The following is a 19656-nucleotide window of genomic DNA, read 5'->3' as shown; positions in this document are numbered from 1 at the left end:
GGTCAGACGCTCCCCGTTCCTGCGATCGGCTGGTCGCCGATGGCGAAGCGGGCCTTCAGGAGACACTCCTCATATTCGGCTTCCGCGGTGGAATCGATGACGATGCCGCCGCCGACATTGAAGACGGCGCGGCCGTCGTCGAAGAGGGTGAGCGTGCGGATGGCGACGGAAAAGCGCATGGCGCCTGATGGCGCGATCATGCCGATGGCGCCGCAATAGACGTCGCGCGGGCCGTCTTCCAGCTCGTGCAGGATGGTCATGGCGCTGATCTTCGGTGCGCCCGTGATCGAGCCGCAGGGGAAGAGGGCGGCGAGGATGTCGCGGATTTCGAGATCGGGCAGGAGCTTTGCCTGCACGTGGCTCACCATCTGGTGCACCGTCGGATAAGTCTCGATGTCGAAGAGTTTGGGGACGTCGAGCGTGCCGACTTCCGTGATGCGGGAGATGTCGTTGCGCAGGAGGTCGACGATCATCCGGTTTTCGGCCTGCGTCTTGATGTCGGCGAGCATGGCTTGCTTGATCGCCTCGTCCTCGGCGGGGGTGCCGCCGCGCCTTGCTGTGCCCTTCATCGGATGCGTCTCGATCCAGCCTTCCTCGTCGGTGCGGAAGAAGAGCTCGGGCGAGCGCGAGAGGATGACCGGGCCGCCGAGATCGACCAGCGCGCCGTATTTCACCGGCTGTCGTTCGATTAGCGACCAGAAGGCGGCGCGCGGGTCGCCGGACCAGCGGGCCTCGATCGGCATGGTGAGATTGGCCTGATAGCAATCGCCCTGCATGAGGTGGTGGTGCAGGCGGTCGAAGCGGTTCTGGTAGGTGGCGAAGTCCCATGCGGCTTTCGGCGCTGTCAGGAACTCTTCGTTTTCGAGGCGCTGGGTGGGCTTTGCGAGCGGGTGGTCGTCCGGTTGCGGGTGGTCGAAGATGCCGAAGCACAGCAGCGGTGTCGTGCGGTTCTCGACGGCGAAACCGGCGAGCTTGTCCTCGAAGAGATGGCCTGCTTCGTAGGCGATGTAGCCGGCGAGCCACTTGCCCGACTTTCTGGCCTCCTCCATGCGGGCGAGGCCGGTAAAGACCTCGGCGCGGGTGTGGGCGACGATGATCTCGGCCGGGTCGGCGAAGAGCATGACCTGGCCGGATGTGTCGTCGCGGAAGAGGATGTGGGGGGCGGACATCAATTTGCTCCCTCATTCCTGTGCCCAAGCTTCGCTCGGGCGATGTCACAGGAATCCAGCATGCCCAAGTCCTTGGGCATGGGAGATGCCATAAAGCGAATAAAGAGTCTTCTCACGGCGCGGACGCGCCGTGGCTGGATTCCTGTGACAAGCACAGGAATGAGGGAGAGTGAGGGGCTGCTGGGCGGTCTATCAGTCATCTTGGTGCATTCGCTCAAGGCGTCGCTTGCGCTCCGCCCCCTCATCGCCTCGCTACGCTCCGGCACTTCTCGCCGTCGGGGAGAAGAGACCTGTGGCGGCGTAACGCCCCAACTCTTGTTTAGCTGGAGATAAGGAACAGTGCTTGTGAAGCTCCCTATCTCAGCCCTTATCTAGCGCTTCCAGCTCGTCGATCAGCCCCTCGATCATCGACAAACCCTTGCTCCAGAACGACGGATCGGTGGCGTCGAGGCCGAAGGGCTTGAGGAGTTCGGAGTGGTGCTTGGTGCCTCCCGCCTTCAGGAGTTCGAAATACTTGTCCTGGAAACCCTGATCGGCCTTCTGGTAGACGGCGTAGAGCGAGTTTACCAGGCAGTCGCCGAAGGCGTAGGCGTAGACGTAAAAGGGCGAGTGGATGAAGTGGGGGATGTAGGTCCAGTAGGTCTCGTAGCCCTCGGAGATCTTGATCGCCGGGCCGAGGCTTTCGGCCTGTACGGACAGCCATAGCTCGCCGATCTGCTCGGCCGTCAGCTCGCCTTCCTTGCGGGCGGTGTGAACCTTGCGCTCGAATTCATAGAAGGCGATCTGGCGCACAACCGTGTTGATCATGTCCTCGACCTTCTGGGCAAGCATGGCCTTGCGCTCGCGCTTATCCTTGGTCTTGTCGAGAAGGGCGCGGAAGGTCAGCATTTCGCCGAAGACGGAGGCCGTTTCGGCAAGCGTCAGCGGCGTCTGGCACATCAGCGCGCCCTGGCCGCCGGCAAGCACCTGGTGCACGCCGTGGCCGAGTTCATGGGCGAGCGTCATCACGTCGCGCGGCTTGCCGAGATAGTTGACGAGCACGTAGGGGTGGGCGGAGGGAACGGTCGGGTGCGCAAAGGCGCCCGGCGCCTTGCCGGGGCGGACCGGCGCGTCGATCCACTCCTCGTCGAAGAAGCGCTTGGCGATAGCGGCCATCTCGGGGGCGAAATTGCCGTAGGCCGACAGCACCGTGTCCTTGGCCTCGGTCCAGGAGATGACGGCGTTGGAGGTTTCCGGAAGCGGCGCGTTGCGGTCCCAGAACTCCATCTGACCCATTCCGAGCCACTTCGCCTTCATGGTGTAGTAGCGGTGGGACAGGCGCGGATAGGCGTCGCGGACGGCTGCCGCCAGCGCATCGACCACCTCGCGCTCGACGCGGTTGGCGAGGTGTCTTGAATCGGCGATGTCCTCGAAGCCGCGCCAGCGGTCGGAAATGTCCTTGTCCTTGGCGAGCGTGTTGGTGATCAGCGTGAAGATGCGCAGATTGTCCTTGAAGGTCTTGGCGAGCGCCATGGCGCCCTTGCGGCGCACTTCGGCGTCGCGGTCCTGCAGCATGTTCAGCGTCACCTCGATCGACAGCATCTCGCCGTCCACCTCGAAGCGCAGCTCGGCCATGGTCTCGTCGAACAGGCGGTTGAAGGCGGCGGCAGAGGTCATCGACTTCTCGAGGAAGAGCTGCTCCAGCTTGTCGTCGAGCTGGTAGGGCTTGTCCTTGCGCAGGTCCACCAGCCACGGGCGGTAGTGGCCGGCAGCGGGGTCGTTGGCCATGCAGGCGTCGATCGCGGCGTCGTCGATGCGGTTGAGCTCAAGCGTGAAGAACAGCAGGTGGCCGGAGAAATCGGTGATCTTTGCCTGCACGTCGCCGTAGAGCTTGCCGTTGGCCGGGCTCGACGTGTCGGAGAAATAGGTGAGGCCTGCGAACGAGCCGAGGCGGCCGATGATGTCGTCGAGCGCTTCATATTCCTTCAGCGCCTGGCCGATGCCGTCTGCGCCCTTCTTCGTCGCGGCGTCCGAGAGCTTGCCCTTCCACTTGGCTTCGAAGGCGAGCGAGTCCTTTTCGGCCTTCGCCATGTCCGCCTTGAAGGCGTCGGAGGTGGCGGAAGGATAGAGGTCCTGAAGCTTCCAGGTCGGGAGGTCGCCGAGTTCGATCGCCTTCGCGGAACCGGCATTGCTTACCGAAAAGTTGTATTCGGCGCCGAAGAGCGGGTTTTTCATGAGCGGGATCCTCTTCCTATTTTACGACAGGTCTGACTGTCTAAGCGCCCAAAGCCTTGGCATCAAGGGGCTTTTCGTCGCGTAGGAGCGTCGTTTCGAGGCGAATCCGCCTTCGTCACAAACGTTAAAATGCGATTATTTCTCAAAACTGGATGTTCAAGCCTTTCTGCGACATTGCCATTCAAGGTTTCGCATGAAGTGAGGCAGCAATGACCGGTTACAACGAGCACAAGGGTGCAGCGCAGATACTTGTCGTCGAAGACGATCCAGTACAGCGCAGACTGCTGAAGAACGCCATCGAGCGTCACGGACACGTCGTCCACCAGGCAGAGAATGGCCGGATCGGTCTTGAGATGGTGAAGAGGGCCGGTGGCCTCTACAACGTCATCGTTCTCGACCTGATGATGCCCGAGATGACGGGCCTCGAATTTCTCGAGGCGATCCATGCCTTCGGCACGCAAATTCCCGTGATCGTCCAGACCGGGCAGGGCGGGATCGAGACGGTGGTACAGGCGATGCGCGCCGGTGCCTTCGATTTCGTGGTCAAGCCCGTTTCACCGGAGCGGATTTCCAATTCGATCGCCAATGCGCTGAAGCTCGATCAGCGCGAGGTCAAGGCGCGCGCCGGACGGCGTTCGCGCTCCGGTGCCGTCGGCTTCGACGATATCGTGTCGGCAAGCCCGGCGATGATCCGCGTGCTGGATCTCGCCCAGCGCGCCGCGCAATCCAACATTCCCGTCGTGCTCGAAGGTGAATCCGGCGTAGGCAAGGAGCTGGTGGCTCGCGCCATCCAGTCCGGCAGCGACCGCTCCGGCAAGCCCTTCGTCACCGTCAACTGTGGCGCCATTCCGCACAATCTGGTCGAGAGCATCCTCTTCGGCCATGAGAAGGGTGCCTTTACGGGCGCCACGGAGCGGCATGTCGGCAAGTTCATGGAAGCCGATGGCGGCACCATCTTCCTCGACGAGATCGGCGACCTGCCGCTCGACGTGCAGGTGAAGCTGTTGCGCGCGGTGCAGCAGGGCGAGATCGAGACCGTTGGCGCGCGCACCGCGCACAAGGTCAACGTCCGTCTGATCTCGGCGACCAACAAGGATCTGATCGAAGAGGTCAAGAACGGGCATTTCCGTGAAGATCTCTACTATCGCCTGAACGTGTTCCCCATCACCATCCCGGCGCTGCGCAAGCGCAAGGAAGACATTCCGCATCTGGTGCGGGTGTTCACGGAGCGCTTCTCAAGCGAGCAGAAGAACGGCGACCGCATGACGGTCAATGCCGGCGCGCTGGCCCTGCTCACCGCTTACGACTGGCCGGGCAATATCCGGCAGCTCGAGAACGCGATCTTCCGTGCCGTGGTTCTGGCCGATGGTCCGGAGCTGACGGAGGCAGACTTCCCGCAGATCGCGGCGCAGTTGCCGGAATACGACGTGGTCGATCATCTGGCGCTGGTTGCCGACAACAGCAGCAATGTTCGCCTCGGCGAGATCGCCGCTGCCGAGTTCGGTGTCTCGCAGACGGTGGCCGACAATGTCGCGGCGCGGATCAACGACGCACCCGACAACGCGATTTCGAGCACCAATCCGTCCGGCGACGTGCGCAAGCTTGCCGATGTCGAAGAAGAGCTGATCCGATTCGCGCTCAAGTTCTATCGTGGCCAAATGAGCCAGGTTGCACGCAAGCTGGGCATCGGACGCTCGACGCTTTACAGAAAGTTGAAGGACTACGGGATCGACCCCGACAACCCGCAAAAGGACGCTGCATAGGGTGTTTCAGTTAAGATTCCGGCAATCATCTTTTGTTACCAATCATAAACCACTTGTTAGTGGCCTGTTCACTATGTAAAGAAAAGGTTGATCATGTGTGGCATTTTTGCCATCGTGTGACCGCATTTCACAGTCAAGGGTCAGATTGAGGGACCATCGGCTGTCTGACGGGGATTGAGTTTGCCGGATCTGAATTGGAATACGAAGCCTTCGCGCCCGACATGGCGCAACAGGTGCGCAGACCTTTGCGGAAAGGTGACAAGGACGGCTATGGCCGCCCTTCTCGCAGTTGCAGTTTCGTCCCCGGTGCTCGTCGGCTCCAGTACGCCGTCCGAAGCGGCGGGCGAAACGCGTAGTCTCAAGCTTTACTTCATTCACACGGGTGAAAAGGCTGTCATCACCTATAAGCGCAACGGCAGGTTCGACCCCAAGGGTCTTGAGCAGCTGAACCGCTTCCTTCGCGACTGGCGCAAGAACCAGCCGACGAAGATGGACCCGCGCCTGTTCGATCTGATCTGGGAAGTCTACCGCCAGAGCGGTTCCAAGGATTACATCAACGTCGTCTGCGGTTTCCGTTCGCCGGGCACCAACGCCATGCTGAAGAACCGCTCGCGCAATTCCGGTGTCGCCGAGAAGAGCCAGCACATGCTCGGCAAGGCGATGGACTTCTTCATTCCTGACGTAAAACTGGCGACTTTGCGCGCGATCGGCATGAAAATGCAGGTCGGCGGCGTTGGTTTCTATCCGAAATCCGGTTCGCCCTTCGTGCACATGGATGTCGGCGGCGTTCGCGCATGGCCGCGTATGAACCGCGACGAACTCGTCCGTCTCTTCCCGAACGGCAACACGATGCACATCCCGGCCGACGGCAAGCCGCTGCCGGGTTATGAGCAGGCGGTGGCCGACTACAAGCGTCGCGTGAGCGACAGCTCGGTGCAGATGGCAAGCTCCGGCGCCTATACCGGTTCGGCCAGCGAAGAGCGCAAGAAGCCGAAGACCTTGTTTGCAGCCCTGTTTGGCGGTGGCGCGGACGAGGAAGAGGATAACTCCGACGACAGCACGCCAGCAGTCGCCGTTGCCAAGGCAACGCCGCCGAAGGCTGCCGATATGCCGAACGCGGCTGATCCGAGCCAGGGTGCTCCGGCTCAGGCAGAGGCTTCGCAGCAGACCGAAGTCGCAAGCGTCAACGCGCCGATCCCGCAGGTGCGGCCGGCGTTCGCAAATCAGCCTGGCGGCAGCGAAGTGGCCAGCGCCCTTGTCGCTCCGCAATCGGGCAATGCCGCGCAGGATGCACTTGCCGCTGTGACCGATCAGGGTCAGCAGGGCTATGCGGATCTCAGCGCGTATAGCGTTCCAGTGCCTTCGCTCCTCGGTGCACGTCGTTCTCCGGGAGACGCGGAAGTCGCTTCAGCCGATCCGGCTGCCGCGATGACGGGGAATCTCGCGGCCGTGCCGACGCCGGCTGAGCGTCCGGCTCTGGCAGAAAAGCTTCTGGCGGCGGCGAATGCCGATCCGGAAGCCGGTGTCGATGAGGCAGATCAGCAGGGTACGCTTTCTCCAGCCGTTGCCGATGCTCTCAACCAGCAGAACACTGCCAATCACGGCCAGCTTGCAGCCAACCAGCCGCCGGTATCGAGCGTCGAACAGGCTATAAACGCAGCGATGCCGCAAAAGGTTCCGGCCGAAAAGCCGCCGGTGCAGCTGGCAGCGCTTGCGCCCGCGACCAAGTCGGCAAGCTTCGGCGATGCCTTCGATGTGCCGAAGCCGGCGATCGAGCCGAGTGCGGCTCAGAGCCTGCCCTCGAAGGGTGGCCGGCCGACCAAGCATGAAGCCGCCGAGGCCGATGCCAGCCGCGCGACGGTGACCACCGAGCCGAAGCTGACGCAGAAGATCATCTCGCAGTGGGCGCTCAGCAATGCGCGCATGGAAATGGTGACCAAGCCGGTCAAGGCACCGCGTTTCGTCAGCCAGACGCTTCGCGCGCAGCCGAAGGCTGTCTATGCCGAGGGCTTCACCAAGACGGCGTCGATCGACACGGGCCGCTTCAGCGGCACGGCGGTCAACTTCATGGAAGTGCGCAAGTTCGAATCGAACTAAGCCACCTTCCAGATCAGACAATCAGAACCGTCGGAGCGATCCGGCGGTTTTTTTGTTGGTGGCGCGGGATGCGCGACTTCGAAGGGAGAGCGGTGATGAAGATTGGGTTCGTGGGTACGGGTACGATCACCGAGGCCATGGTCAAGGGGATGCTCGGCTCGTCGCTTGACCTGTCGCGGATCACCGTCTCGCCGCGCAATGGCGAGATCGCGGCGCGTCTCGCCGCATCGTCGCCGCTCGTCGAGATCGGCGCCGACAACCAGGCCGTGGTCGATGCTGCTGATATTCTGTTCCTGGCGATCCGGCCGCAGATCGCCGAGGAGGTGATCAAGGGCTTGCGTTTTCGTGCCGGGCAGTGTGTCGTCAGCGTTGTCGCTGCGACCGACCGGGCGAAGCTCGAGGACTGGATCGATGCGCCTGTCGAAATCACACAAGCCATTCCGCTGCCCTTCGTTGCCGAGCGCGCCGGGGTGACGGCGATCTATCCTCGTAATGACGCGGTCGCCGCGATCTTTTCGGCGCTGGGCAGTGCTGTCGCCTGCGAGACGCGCGCGGAGTATGATCTGCTGGCGGCCGCAAGCGCGCTGATGGCCACCTATTTCGGCATTCTCGATCGCGCCACCGGCTGGCTCGCCGATCAGGGGATGCCTGCGGACAAGGCGCGGGCCTATCTGGCGCCGCTGTTCCTCAGCCTCGCACAGGAGGCGGTGAAGCATGGCGACACGCCGCTCACCGAACTCAAGGAAGAGTTCTCCACCAAGGGCGGCTTGAACGAGCAGGTGTTCGAGGATTTCGACCACAAGGGCGGCAGCGGCGCGCTGATTGCGGCGCTCGATCGCGTGCTGGCGCGGATCAAGGGGTAGGGCAGCCAGGGTTCAGGGCTTGCCGGGATTGTCGTTGGCGGTCGTGCGAAACTGTTCGTCCTCGAGCACGCGCGCGCCGGTATCGAGCAACCGGATCACCATCTCGTAGATGTTGAGCGCGCGTTTGCTTGAGGGCATGCTGTTGTCGAGAATCGTGAGCGCTTGGCGCAGGCGCTCGGCCAGTTCCTTGTCGGTGATCGTTTTCACGAAATGCGCTCCGCAAGTTGCTCCTCTGACGGTGCAATCTACCGCGAATTGCGCGGCGAAACCACTATCCGAAGGTTGGAGACGGGCATTGTGCGCCACCGCTCAGCGGGCGATTTCGGACATGACGTGTTCGGCGAGCGCAAGCGACGAGGTGAGCCCCGGGCTCTCGATGCCATAGAGATGCACCATGCCGCAGATGCCGTGGACGGACGGGCCGTGAATGGCGAAGTCGGCGGCGGGCTGGCCGGGGCCGGAGAGTTTGGGGCGGATGCCGCTATAGGCGGGCTGCAGGCAGTTGTCAGGCAGGCCGGGCCAGTAGCGCCGGATCTCGTCGTAGAAGCGCTCGCAGCGCGTGGGGTCGACTTCGTAGTCGATCGCGTCGATCCACTCGACATCGGGCCCGAAGCGGATGGAGCCGCCAAGGTCCATGGTCAGGTGCACGCCGAGACCGCCATCCTCAGGCACCGGGTAGATCAGCCGCGAGAAGACGTTGCGCGTCGGGGCGGCGAAGTAGTTGCCCTTGGCAAGATGAAGCTTGGGCACCGTGGCGTGGTCGAAACCCGAGACGAGGCGGGCGAGATCGTTGGCGCGCAGGCCGGCGGCGTTGATGAGATGGCGCGAGGATACGTCGTATTCCTCGCCGCTCGTCTTGTCGCGGGTGCGCAGGACGAAGCGGTTGTCGGCGGCCTCGCCTGACACGATCTCAGTGTTGAGGGCGATGAAGGCACCGTTCTCCTCGGCATCCCCGCGCAAGGAGAGCATCAGTGCGTGGCTGTCGACGATGCCGGTCGAGGGCGAGACGAGGGCGGCGACGCAGTTCAGCGCCGGCTCGCGCGCCATCGCTTCCGCGCCTGAGATCAGAACGAGATCATCGACGCCGCATTCGGCCGCCTTGATGCGGATAGCTTCCAGTTTCTCGACTTGCGCCGGGCTGGTCGCGACGATGAACTTGCCGCAGCGGGAGTGGGGGATGTGCTTGTCTTCGGCGTAGCGATAAAGCCGCCCGCGCCCTTCGATGCAGAACCGCGCCTTCAGCGATCCGGGCGGATAATAGATGCCGGCGTGGATGACTTCGGAGTTGCGGGAGCTGGTCTCCATGCCGATCATCGGGTTGGCTTCGATGACGAGCGTCTCCAGACCGCGCATCGCCGCTTCGCGCGCGATCGCCAGCCCGATTATGCCGGCCCCGGCGATGATGCAGCCGACCTCATCCATTCCAATCCTCCTGTCACGCCTCGATCACTACCGCAATCGGCGGGGCGATCAAAGTCCTGCAATCGTAGAGCTTTTGGCGTAGCGCTTTTGGCATAAGTGGCATGACCGATTGGGGGGAGACACAGGCCCATTTCGGTTTATAACGTCGCATGCTCTGAGAAACAGCATCCGTTCGGCCTATATGAGGTGCGGAGCGTGCCCCCGGCTCGCCGTTCGCTGTCCGACAAATTGATTTGATGAAGACGACAAGGAATAATCATGCAGACCTATCCCGATGTGAAGCTGTTCATCGACGGCGAATGGAAGAATGCCGCCTCCGGCAAGACGCTGCCCGTTACCGACCCGGCCACGGGTGAGACCATCGGCACCATTCCGCATGCCTCCCGCGAGGATCTCGACGCAGCACTCGCCGCAGCCGACAGGGGCTTCCGCGTCTGGCGCGATACCTCGCCCTTCGACCGTTCGAAGATGATGCGCCGCGCCGCCGACCTGTTGCGCGAACGCAAGGAAACCATCGCCTGGATGATGACGCGCGAGCAGGGCAAGCCGCTGGCGCAGTCGCTAGTTGAAATCGCCGGTGCAGCAGACGTCATCGACTGGTTCGCCGAAGAGGCGCGCCGCACCTATGGTCAGGTCATTCCGTCGCGTGCGCCGAATGTCACGCAGCTGGCGATCAAGTCGCCGGTCGGTCCGGTCGCGGCGTTCACGCCGTGGAACTTCCCGATCAACCAGGTTGTGCGCAAGCTTTCGGCCGCTATCGCCGCCGGCTGCTCGATCATCGTCAAGGCGCCCGAGGAAACCCCGGCATCGCCGGCCGAACTCATCCGCGTCTTCGCCGATGCCGGCATTCCAACTGGTGTCGTCAACCTCGTCTACGGCATTCCGGCCGAGATCTCCGAATATCTGATCTCGCACCCCGTCATCCGCAAGATCTCGTTCACCGGATCGACGCCTGTCGGCAAGCAGCTGGCGGCGCTGGCCGGTCTGCACATGAAGCGGGCGACGATGGAGCTTGGCGGTCACGCCCCGGTCATGGTGTTCGATGACGCCAATGTCGATCAGGCCGTGTCGATCATGGCAGGCTCGAAGTTCCGTAATGCCGGCCAGGTCTGCGTCGCGCCGACGCGCTTCCTGGTGCAGGACGGCGTCATGGACCAGTTCACGGATGGCTTCGTGAAGGCCGCCCAGGCGGTCAAGGTCGGCAACGGTCTGGACGCAGGTGTCGAGATGGGCCCGCTCGCCAACGAGCGCCGTATCCCGGCTCTCGAAGAGCTGATCAACGATGCCGTCTCTAAGGGCGCTGAACTGAAGACCGGCGGTCGCCGCATCGGCAACACCGGCAACTTCTTCGAGCCGACGGTTCTTGCCAACGTGCCGCTTTCGGCGCGCGTGATGAACGAGGAGCCCTTCGGCCCGCTCGCCATCATCAACCGCTTCTCGACGCTCGACGACGCAATCACCGAAGCGAACCGCCTGCCGTTCGGCCTGGCCTCCTTCGCCTTCACCAGCTCCAGCGCCACCGCGCAGGCACTTGGCCGCCGCGTGGAAGCCGGCATGCTGTCGATCAACCACAACGGTCTCGCCCTGCCGGAAGTGCCGTTCGGCGGCATCAAGGATTCGGGCTACGGCACGGAAGGCGGCTCGGAAGCGATCAACGCCTATCTCGACGTTCGCTACGTCACGCAGCTTGGCTGATTTGCTGAGCAGATAGACAAAAAGAAAGCCGCCGGGGCGACCCGGCGGCTTTCTTGTTTGGTTCGATAGTAATCGAAACTCAGGCTTCCGCCGGGCCTTCGATCATGCCGAGAGCGGCGAGGTAGGTGTCGAGGATTGCTTCTTCCTCGAGACGCTCCTGCTCGTCCTTCTTGCGCAGCGCGATGACCTTTTTCAGGATCTTGGTGTCGAAGCCGGTTCCCTTGGCTTCGCCGTAGACGTCCTTGATATCGTCGGCGATGGTCTTCTTTTCTTCTTCCAACCGTTCAATGCGCTCGATGAAAGCGCGAAGCTGGTCGCGGGCAACGCCGTGGGCATCAGACATCGTGTTCTCCTGCTAGGGGGATAAAAATTCGGATGGCGTTGACTGCCGTGAAGATCAGCCGGGGTCAAGCCTATTCGACAGAGCCGGGGCTCATTTGTGCGGGTTGTTGCTTTCGAATGCGGCTTTTTGTTGGGGCGTCGCTTCGCTCTGGTAGCGGCTTTTCCACTCGTCGAAGGGCATGCCGTACACGATCTCGCGGGCCTCGTCCTTCGTCAGTTCGACGCCGTCGGCATCGGCCGCGTCCTTGTACCAGTTGGACAGACAGTTGCGGCAGAAGCCGGCCAGATTCATCATGTCGATGTTCTGCACGTCGGTGCGTTCGCGTAAGTGCGCGACGAGGCGTCGGAAAGCGGCGGCTTCGAATTCGGTCTGTTGTTCCTTGCTGAGCGTGGTCATTGCGCTCTCCTCTTCTCAGTATGGGCCGGTGCGCGAGGCGTGCACCTGGTATTGATGCAGCGCCGGGTCGGCGTTCATGGTCGCGAAGATCGGCGCGAGCCGGTCGGCCCAGGCGGCGATGCCTGCCGCATCACCGATCAGGTCCTGGCGCACCTCCAGCAGCGCGTGCGGGATGCCCGTGACCATGCAATGCTGGTACATGGTGTCACCCTTCAGCGCGCCATCATAGGGCTCGTTGTCGCCGATCACCAGATCGGGGTCGGCGCGCAGCAAGTCAAGAAGCGGGCCGACGGCGCGGTGGTCGCTGTCCCACAGGACGGCGGCGTGCCATGGGCGCGGCACGTTTTTCCAGGCCGGCGTGAAGGAATGCAGCGAGAGAACCAGCGGCGCCTTGCCGGTGGTGGCGGCGACCTTCGCAATCGTCTCGCTGACGGCATTGTGATAGGGGCGGTGGAAATTGGCGATGCGGCCGTTCCACTCTTCATCGCTGATCGGGTGGTTGCCCGGAATGATGGCGCCGTCGGAGATCTTCATGATCAGCGTCGGGTCATCCTCGCCCCGGTTCGGATCGATCAGCAGGCGCGAAAAGCCGCCGAGCACGGCGGGAACGCCAAGCTTCTCGGACAACGCCCGCGTCAGCCCCTCGATGCCGATGTCATAGGCGATATGCCGGGCAAAGGCGCTCTCGGGCAGGCCCAGGCTGCCATAACGATCCGGCAGGCGGTTCATCGCATGGTCCCCCAGGAGCACCATACCCCTGTCATGATGTCCGCCTAGAATTTCGAAGGATTGGAAGTCGTTCATCGAGGACAATGCCATTGACTGTTTGCAAGCGTGTCTCTGATCGCACGGGCAGGGGAAGGGTTCAAGCGCGCGCCGCGATCAATCACTTCGCTATGGCTTGGCAATCTCCGCGCGATACTTGCGGCGGCGACTGCGCCTCTTGTTTGATGTCAGAAATATAATCGATTAGCATTGCGTTGACTTTCGCCGGGAGGCAGCGCAAGAAGGCACGACAACGAATAACCGGGAGCCAATTGGAAGTCGTGTTGATCCAGACCGCGCCATGTTTCCTTACGCGTTCCGGGCCGCTTGCCCGTTTTGCTCTTTTTGTTCTCGCGGCGTTCTCGCCGTTCTTCATTGCCGATGTGGCGCGCGCTGATTTCCGCGTCTGCAACGGTACGCAGAATCTAGTCGGCGTGGCGATCGGTTACCGGGCCAAGGACGGCTGGATGACGGAAGGCTGGTGGCAGGTCCCGGCAACGACCTGCGCGACACTGATCGAGGGAGAGCTTCAGTCTCGCTACTACTACCTCTACGCCGAAGACGCCGCCCGGGGAGGACGATGGACGGGCGACGTGCAGATGTGCGTGGCGGAGAACGAATTCAAGATCACGGGCGTCAATGATTGCTACGCCCGTGGCTATCAGAAGATGGGGTTCAAGGAATATGACACGGGCCGCCAGGGCAGCTGGATGGTTCAACTTTCCGATACCCCAGGCACCCAGGAAAGTCCGAACTGATGAAGCGTAACCGCAAAGTAAAAATCCTCGCAACGCTCGGACCCGCCTCGTCCGAAGAAGCGATGATCGAGAAGCTGCACCAGGCCGGTGCCGACGTTTTCCGCATCAACATGAGCCATGCGAGCCATGACACGATGCGCACGCTGATCCAGCGCATCCGCGCCGTCGAAGCGCGCAGCGGCCGCCCTATCGGCATTCTCGCCGACCTTCAGGGTCCGAAGCTGCGCGTCGGCAAGTTTGCCGACGTCAAGGTTGACCTGAAGCCGGGCGACACGTTTACACTCGACAACAACGACACCCCCGGCGACAAGAACCGCGTATTCCTGCCGCATCCCGAAATTCTCGAAGCCGTGAAGCCGGGCGACCGCCTGCTGATCGACGACGGCAAGCTGGCGCTGCGCGCTGAAAAGTGCGACGGCAAGAGCATCGTCACGACGGTTATCTCCGGCACCCGGATCTCGGACCGCAAGGGCGTCAGCCTTCCCGACACGATCCTCACCGCCGGCGTGCTGACCGACAAGGACCGCGCCGACCTCGATGCGGTTCTCGCAACTGATGACGTCGACTGGGTCGCGCTCTCTTTCGTGCAGCGCCCGGAAGATCTGGTCGAAGTGCGCAAGATCGCCCGCGGCCGCGTTGGCCTGATGGCGAAGATTGAAAAGCCGCAGGCGATCGAGCGGATCGAAGAGATCATCGAGCTTTCAGACGCGCTGATGGTTGCCCGTGGCGACCTCGGTGTGGAAATGCCGCTGGAATCCGTTCCCGGCATCCAGAAGCAGCTGATCCGCGCTTGCCGCCGTTCGGGCAAGCCGGTCGTCGTCGCAACGCAGATGCTGGAATCGATGATCTCGGCGCCGGTCCCGACCCGCGCTGAAGTCTCCGACGTCGCGACCGCCGTGTTCGAAGGCGCCGACGCCGTCATGCTGTCTGCCGAATCCGCCTCCGGCGATTATCCGGTTGAAGCTGTCTCGACGATGGCGTCGATCGCCAGCACGATCGAGCGCGAGCCGCACTATCCCGGCATCATCTACGCCCAGCGCGCCCAGGCGGAAGCCACCGGCGCCGACGCGATTTCGCTGGCTGCCCGCCAGATCGCCGAAACGCTGCGCCTGTCGGCGATCGTCTGCTACACCTCGTCGGGTACGACGGGCCTGCGCGCCTCGCGCGAGCGTCCGCAGGTGCCGATCCTGGCGCTGTCGCCTGTCATCCAGACCGCACGCCGCCTCGCCATCGTCTGGGGCCTGCACTGTGTGGTCACCCATGACGCGACCGACCTCGACGACATGGTCAACCGCGCCTGCCGCATCGTCGCCGACGAAGGCTTCGGCAAGCCGGGCGACCGCATCATCATCTCGGCCGGCGTGCCGCTCGGGACACCGGGTGCGACGAACATGCTGCGCATCGCCTATATCGGTTCGGACGGCCAGAGCGGGTTTTGATCCGGATTTGGTTTGACTGAGTTGGACCCGCTGCCTCCTGGAGGTGGCGGGTTTTTTCGTTGATGGGTTGTTGGGTTGCGCTGCATTGCCGGTTTGGTGGGTGGGATACCCCCCTCTGCCCTGCCGGGCATCTCCCCCACAAGGGGGGAGATCGACTCGTGACGTGCTCCCCATCCAGACTTTCATGTCGGAGCGAGCGGCCGCGCCCAGCCAATCTCCCCACCTGTGGGGGAGATGCCCGGCAGGGCAGAGGGGGGTAACGCAATCGCCGACCTCTCGATCAGCATTCCAGCCCAGTACCTGCCGCTTCCGAAGGCCCTCTTCCGCGATCGTTCGTCACGGTAAGGACACGTGACCGACGCGATAGATGCGCGTCGACGGCGACACAGCGGGCGCGTCCGCGCGCAATGCGAACCGGATCATCCTCCAGCCCGAGGGATCGAACGCCGCGACGGATGCGAGCACGCCTGCCTGATCCAACCGCTCGCGGGCGCACGCGGTCTCGCTGTCACGAACGGATGCGAGCGCAACGTCCGTACCCAGCGGCAGGATCTCGCGCGTGGCGAAGCGCGCCTCGGCCACATCCGGTGCCACATCACCATGCCAGACAATCCACGTCGCCACCTGCGGCCGGCCGAAGGATTGGCTGACGGCCTCAAAACCGGGGCCGCAGAGGAAGTCGCTCGCGCCTTCAGCGTGCCGCCAGAGATAGAAGGGCGCGTAGAGATTGTCGGTCGCGCCGAGTTCGCCCTTGCGTGCCGTGAGATAGGCCTTGAAGCCGAGCTTGGGGAAGCCGTCGGTCATCGGGCCCTTGTCGCGGATGCGGCGGTCGATGATCGCCATGTCGTAATCGGCGGGCAGGGTGAAGCCGTATTGCATGGCGATCATGGCGCGGTCTCCATCGCGCGGATTTCCCAGCCGGGCTCCAGCATCTGCTGCCCGCCATTGCCGAAGGACCATTCGTCCGGCGCCGTGGTGTTGATGACGATCATCACATCCTCAGGCCGCAGGCCCGGCGACTGGCCGAGCAGTTCGACCGCGCGCTTGAAAAAGGTGGTGCGCGCGTCTGATGTGCGCGGCTTGCCGGCGGTGATGGCGATCAGCACGAAATCATCGGAGCGTGGACCGGCGAGATAGTTGCGGTCGAAGATCAGCTCGCCTCGATCGTGCTGGTGGATGATGTGAAAGCGATCGGCGGGCGGCACGTTGAAGGTTTCCACCATGGCGCGGTGGAGGCTCTCGGAGAGGGCCGCGATGTAGTCCGGCGACTTGCCTTTCAGAAGCGAGATACGAGTGAAGGGCATGTTTGCCTCCTTTTCCCTGATGTTGACAGGAAGAGGATCGCACGGCACGATAATGCAGAAAATCAGAATATAATGGATCATCGATCCTGAAAAAATGGACTATTAAATGCGCCGAACGATCTTCGACCTCGACGTTCTCAGAACCTTCGTCACCGGCATGGAGCTCGGCAATTTTGCGCGCGCCTCCGACCGACTGGGGCGCTCGACGTCGGCGGTCAGCGCGCAGCTGAAGAAGCTGGAGGAGCAGGCGGGCACGCCGATCTTCCGCAAGTCCGGTCGCGGTCTGGCGCTGACCGATGCCGGCGAAACCATGCTCGGCTATGCGCGGCGCCTGCTGGAGCTGAACGACGAGGCGGCGGCGGCCGTGCACAGCGTTGAGCTGGAGGGCTGGGTGCGGTTGGGGCTGCAGGAGGATTTCGGCGAGACGTTGCTGCCCGATGTGCTCGGCCGGTTCGCGCGGGCGCATCCGAAGGTCAGGATCGAGGCGCGGGTGGTGCGCAACGTCGAACTGATCGAGCGGGTGACGTCGGGCAAGCTCGACCTCGCGCTCGCCTGGAGCGACGGGACGCTGACGCCGCATTGCGACCAGATCGGCGAGGTGCCGATGTGCTGGATCGGCTCGGCCGGCGTGTCATCGGGGTGGGACCGCGCAAGCGGAGAGCCGCTGCCGCTGGCGGCACTCGAGGCGCCCTGCCTGATGCGCAGCGCGGCGACCAAGGCGCTGGATGCGGCGGGAATTTCCTGGCGGCTCGCCTTCGTCAGCCCCAGCCTCGGCGGCCTGTGGGCGGCGACGGCGGCGGCGCTCGGCATCACTCTTCGCACGCCGGTCGGCCTGCCCGCGAAGGTGCGGCCGCTTATGGCGGAAGATCTCGCGCTGCCTGAGTTGCCGGGGCTCGGATTGGTGCTGCATCGCGCCGAGGCCGAGAGCGCACCGGCGGTGGCAAGGCTGGCCGGGCTGGTGCGGCAGTCGGTTTCGGATGTGCTTGATGAGGTTGCTAGGCCCGCTGCCATCAGTGCTGTGATGGCGCGGCAGCGGCGCGGTTGACCCGTTTGCCCGCCGCTGTTAGCCTTCACCCATCATGATGACGCTCACGCTCAACATCGCTTCGGTCTTCTTCTTGAGCCGTTAATGGCTCGGCCGCCACCTTGGCCCTGAAGACGCGACCGCAACCCGGCCCTTCGGCCGGCAGCGGCGCTTGACCGAAATCCGCCTCCTGTCAGACGAGCGACGCTCCGGGGAGGCGCAGATGGAGCAATTTCCATGACCGACAAAACCTATCCGCCTGTGCTCAGCGCGGCCGAGATCGAGCTGTTCATCGAGAACGGTTTCATCCGCATCGACAATGCCTTTCCGCCCGAACTGGCGAAGCGGGCGCGCGATATCATGTGGGGCGACATTCCCTGCGATCGCGACGATCCCTCAACCTGGACCCATCCCGTTGTCAGACTTCCCGGCTATGGCGGCGGGCCTTTCGCAGCGGCTGCCAACACACCGGTGCTGCATCAGGCGTTCGACCAGCTGGTGGGAAAGGGGCGGTGGGTGCCGCGCGATGGGCTCGGCAGCTTCCCTGTGCGGTTTCCGCATCCCGACGATCCCGGTGATGCCGGCTGGCATGTGGATCTGAGTTTCGCCGGGGAGACGGGGAACCCCGACGAGCGCAGCGACTTCTCGGCGTGGCGGGTGAACGTCACCTCGCGCGACCGGGCGTTGCTGATGCTCTTCCTGTTTTCCGATGTCGGCGAGGAGGATGCGCCGACGCGTATCCGGGTGGGATCGCACAAGGACATGGCGCGCTATCTGGCGCCGGCGGGCGAGGCGGGACGGTCGCATATGTATCTGGAGCAGATGGGGGCGGAGCGGCCGCAGGCACTGGCGACGGGGCCGGCTGGCACGGTCTATCTGTGCCATCCGTTCCTGGTGCATGCGGCGCAGATGCATCGCGGCAAGACTCCGCGCTTCATGGCGCAGCCGCCGCTTGGGCTGCGGCATCCGTTTTCGCTTGAGCGGGCGGATGGGGATTATTGCCCGGTGGAGGTGGCGATCCGGCGGGGGCTTGCGGAGGGGGATTGAGCCGGTTGATGCGGGTGTAATTGCGGGCTTGGTGGGGTGCCGTTCGGTAGGTGAGTTCGACGTTGGCTTGGTGGGTGGGATACCCCCCTCTGCCCTGCCGGGCATCTCCCCCACAGGTGGGGAGATCGACCCGTTGCGGCGGCATCGCCAAACGTTGACCTAGGAGCGAGCGGTGGCCCCCAGCCAATCTCCCCCCTTGTGGGGGAGATGCCCGGCAGGGCAGAGGGGGGTAACACGCCCACCGAGATCTCGGTCTTGGATACAGCTATCGTAGCCGCCAACCTCTCGGCCTCGCAGCTACCTCCCGCAACACCAACCTCGCGATCCTACCCCCGCAACGCCAGCGCCCGGCCAAACATCTCGTCATCGACATTGCCACCCGAGGTCACCACGATCGCGGCATCCTCCCGCAACTGCTCGCCATGAAACAGCGCGGCGGCCAGCGCCACGGCGCCGCCGGGTTCGACGACGATCTTCAGGCGGGTGAAGGCCAGCGCCATGGCGCGGAGCGCCTCTTCGTCGGTGACGACGAGGCCGGGGCCGGCGAGGCGTTTCAGGATCGGGAAGGTGATGTTGCCGGGCTGCGGGGTGATGATGGCGTCGCAGATCGAGCCTGATAGCGTGGCGTTGCGCTCGATCTTGCCTGAGGCCAGCGAGCGGGTGGTGTCGTCGAAGCCTTCGGGCTCGCAGGGGCGGACGCGGAAGCTTGGCGTGCGGGCTTCGAGCGCCAGCGCGATGCCCGAGGTGAGGCCGCCGCCGCCGCAGGGGACCAGCACCTCGGCTGCGGTCACGCCTTCCTCTTCCGCCTGTTCGGCGATCTCAAGACCGGTCGTGCCCTGACCGGCGATGACCTGGGGTTCGTCGAAGGGCTTGATCAGGGTCAGGCGGCGTTCTTCCGAGAGACGCGCGCCGATCGCGTCGCGGTCTTCGGTGGCGCGGTCGTAGAGCACGACCTCGGCGCCGAGCGCGCGGGTATTGGCTATCTTCAGCTTCGGCGCGTCTGAGGGCATGATGATGACGGAGGGGACGCCGTGCAGCTTGGCGGCAAGGGCGACGCCCTGCGCGTGGTTTCCGGAAGAAAACGCGATGACGCCGCGGGCGCGCACCTCGGGCTCCAGCGCCGAGACGGCCGACCAGCCGCCGCGGAACTTGAAGGAGCCGGTGTGCTGCAGGCATTCGGCCTTGATGAACAGCCGGCGCCCGGCGATCTCATCGAGAAACGGAGAAGAAAGAAGCGGGGTGCGGCGGGCATGTCCACGCAGGCGGGCGCGGGCGGCGACGATCATTTCAATGCTGACCATGGGAGCTCTTTCGGATGATGATGCCGTCATGAATAGGACGGCGCTTTTGCGTTGTG

At 63.6% G+C, this 19656-nt stretch carries 17 protein-coding genes and 2 pseudogenes; 9 read left to right on the top strand and 10 right to left on the bottom strand.

The annotated features are described in order from the left end of the window. Positions 1–2 precede the first annotated feature (2 nt). Both ACCD05_RS20985 and ACCD05_RS20980 read right to left on the bottom strand, forming a co-directional pair. Positions 3–1169 (bottom strand): aminodeoxychorismate synthase component I, encoded by a 1167-nt coding sequence (locus ACCD05_RS20985; protein WP_413395052.1) that lies wholly within the window; start codon positions 1167–1169, stop codon positions 3–5. Between the two features lie 360 nt (positions 1170–1529). Continuing rightward, positions 1530–3383, bottom strand: coding sequence for a M3 family oligoendopeptidase (locus tag ACCD05_RS20980; RefSeq protein ID WP_413395050.1), 1854 nt, complete (start codon positions 3381–3383; stop codon positions 1530–1532). Between the two features lie 209 nt (positions 3384–3592). Here ACCD05_RS20980 and ACCD05_RS20975 point away from each other — a divergent pair. The 4 genes and pseudogenes from ACCD05_RS20975 to ACCD05_RS20960 all read left to right on the top strand — a co-directional run. Then, positions 3593–4847 (top strand): annotated as a pseudogene (locus tag ACCD05_RS20975) (sigma-54-dependent transcriptional regulator); the annotation flags it as partial. Between the two features lie 86 nt (positions 4848–4933). Then, positions 4934–5146: pseudogene (locus ACCD05_RS20970) on the top strand (helix-turn-helix domain-containing protein); the annotation flags it as partial. Between the two features lie 180 nt (positions 5147–5326). Next, a complete protein-coding gene (locus ACCD05_RS20965; protein ID WP_112981601.1) occupies positions 5327–7243 on the top strand; it encodes a DUF882 domain-containing protein in 1917 nt (638 codons plus the stop codon). A 95-nt stretch (positions 7244–7338) separates the two neighbouring features. Beyond that, on the top strand, positions 7339–8106 hold the full coding sequence (locus ACCD05_RS20960; RefSeq protein WP_413395048.1) for a pyrroline-5-carboxylate reductase: 768 nt from the start codon (positions 7339–7341) through the stop codon (positions 8104–8106). 12 nt (positions 8107–8118) lie between these two features. Here ACCD05_RS20960 and ACCD05_RS20955 read toward each other — a convergent pair whose 3' ends face one another. Next, positions 8119–8313 (bottom strand): hypothetical protein, encoded by a 195-nt coding sequence (locus ACCD05_RS20955; RefSeq protein ID WP_413395046.1) that lies wholly within the window; start codon positions 8311–8313, stop codon positions 8119–8121. A gap of 102 nt (positions 8314–8415) precedes the next feature. After that, the gene (locus ACCD05_RS20950) at positions 8416–9528 is read right to left on the bottom strand and encodes an NAD(P)/FAD-dependent oxidoreductase (RefSeq protein ID WP_413395045.1); all 1113 of its coding nucleotides are present in this window, start codon (positions 9526–9528) and stop codon (positions 8416–8418) included. A 258-nt stretch (positions 9529–9786) separates the two neighbouring features. Between ACCD05_RS20950 and ACCD05_RS20945 the strand changes: the two genes are divergently transcribed. Continuing rightward, positions 9787–11223, top strand: a complete 1437-nt coding sequence (locus ACCD05_RS20945) for an NAD-dependent succinate-semialdehyde dehydrogenase (RefSeq protein ID WP_413395043.1) — start codon at positions 9787–9789, stop codon at positions 11221–11223. Between the two features lie 79 nt (positions 11224–11302). On the opposite strand, the gene ACCD05_RS20940 is transcribed toward ACCD05_RS20945, so the two are convergent. The 3 genes from ACCD05_RS20940 to ACCD05_RS20930 all read right to left on the bottom strand — a co-directional run bounded on the left by ACCD05_RS20940 (position 11303) and on the right by ACCD05_RS20930 (position 12766). After that, complete coding sequence (locus ACCD05_RS20940) at positions 11303–11566, bottom strand: DUF2312 domain-containing protein (RefSeq protein ID WP_018899724.1); 264 nt, start codon at positions 11564–11566, stop codon at positions 11303–11305. 90 nt (positions 11567–11656) lie between these two features. Continuing rightward, on the bottom strand, positions 11657–11962 hold the full coding sequence (locus ACCD05_RS20935) for a DUF1244 domain-containing protein (RefSeq protein ID WP_112820645.1): 306 nt from the start codon (positions 11960–11962) through the stop codon (positions 11657–11659). 15 nt (positions 11963–11977) lie between these two features. Next, positions 11978–12766: an N-formylglutamate amidohydrolase gene (locus ACCD05_RS20930; protein WP_413395157.1), complete on the bottom strand. Its 789-nt coding sequence runs from the start codon at positions 12764–12766 to the stop codon at positions 11978–11980. Between the two features lie 233 nt (positions 12767–12999). On the opposite strand from ACCD05_RS20930, the gene ACCD05_RS20925 reads away from it, so the two are divergent. Next, positions 13000–13485 carry a DUF1036 domain-containing protein gene (locus ACCD05_RS20925; RefSeq protein WP_111563360.1) on the top strand — a complete coding sequence of 162 codons (486 nt, stop codon included), beginning with the start codon at positions 13000–13002 and terminating at the stop codon, positions 13483–13485. Then, entirely contained in the window at positions 13485–14924 is a 1440-nt protein-coding gene (gene pyk, locus ACCD05_RS20920; protein ID WP_047509459.1) for a pyruvate kinase, read from the top strand. The genes ACCD05_RS20925 and pyk overlap by 1 nt, the downstream gene beginning before the upstream one ends. Positions 14925–15260: 336 nt before the next feature. Here pyk and ACCD05_RS20915 read toward each other — a convergent pair whose 3' ends face one another. Together ACCD05_RS20915 and ACCD05_RS20910 are read right to left on the bottom strand one after the other, a co-directional pair. Next, a complete protein-coding gene (locus ACCD05_RS20915; protein ID WP_413395040.1) occupies positions 15261–15812 on the bottom strand; it encodes a DUF4865 family protein in 552 nt (183 codons plus the stop codon). Further along, on the bottom strand, positions 15809–16228 hold the full coding sequence (locus ACCD05_RS20910) for a tautomerase family protein (protein ID WP_413395038.1): 420 nt from the start codon (positions 16226–16228) through the stop codon (positions 15809–15811). Before ACCD05_RS20910 ends, ACCD05_RS20915 begins: the two co-directional genes overlap by 4 nt. 106 nt (positions 16229–16334) lie before the next feature. Here ACCD05_RS20910 and ACCD05_RS20905 point away from each other — a divergent pair, with 106 nt between their 5' ends. After that, positions 16335–17273: a LysR substrate-binding domain-containing protein gene (locus ACCD05_RS20905; protein ID WP_413395036.1), complete on the top strand. Its 939-nt coding sequence runs from the start codon at positions 16335–16337 to the stop codon at positions 17271–17273. 216 nt (positions 17274–17489) lie between these two features. Further along, a complete protein-coding gene (locus ACCD05_RS20900) occupies positions 17490–18299 on the top strand; it encodes a phytanoyl-CoA dioxygenase family protein (RefSeq protein ID WP_413395034.1) in 810 nt (269 codons plus the stop codon). Between the two features lie 326 nt (positions 18300–18625). On the opposite strand, the gene ACCD05_RS20895 is transcribed toward ACCD05_RS20900, so the two are convergent. Continuing rightward, positions 18626–19600: a threonine/serine dehydratase gene (locus tag ACCD05_RS20895; RefSeq protein WP_413395032.1), complete on the bottom strand. Its 975-nt coding sequence runs from the start codon at positions 19598–19600 to the stop codon at positions 18626–18628. Between the last annotated feature and the right edge of the window lie 56 nt (positions 19601–19656).

Origin of the sequence: Rhizobium sp. Rhizsp42 (assembly GCF_047304155.1) — a bacterium.
GTDB lineage: Bacteria > Pseudomonadota > Alphaproteobacteria > Rhizobiales > Rhizobiaceae > Rhizobium.
The sequence above is the reverse complement of the archived record's forward strand: the minus strand, read 5'-3'. Positions and strand labels throughout refer to the sequence as shown.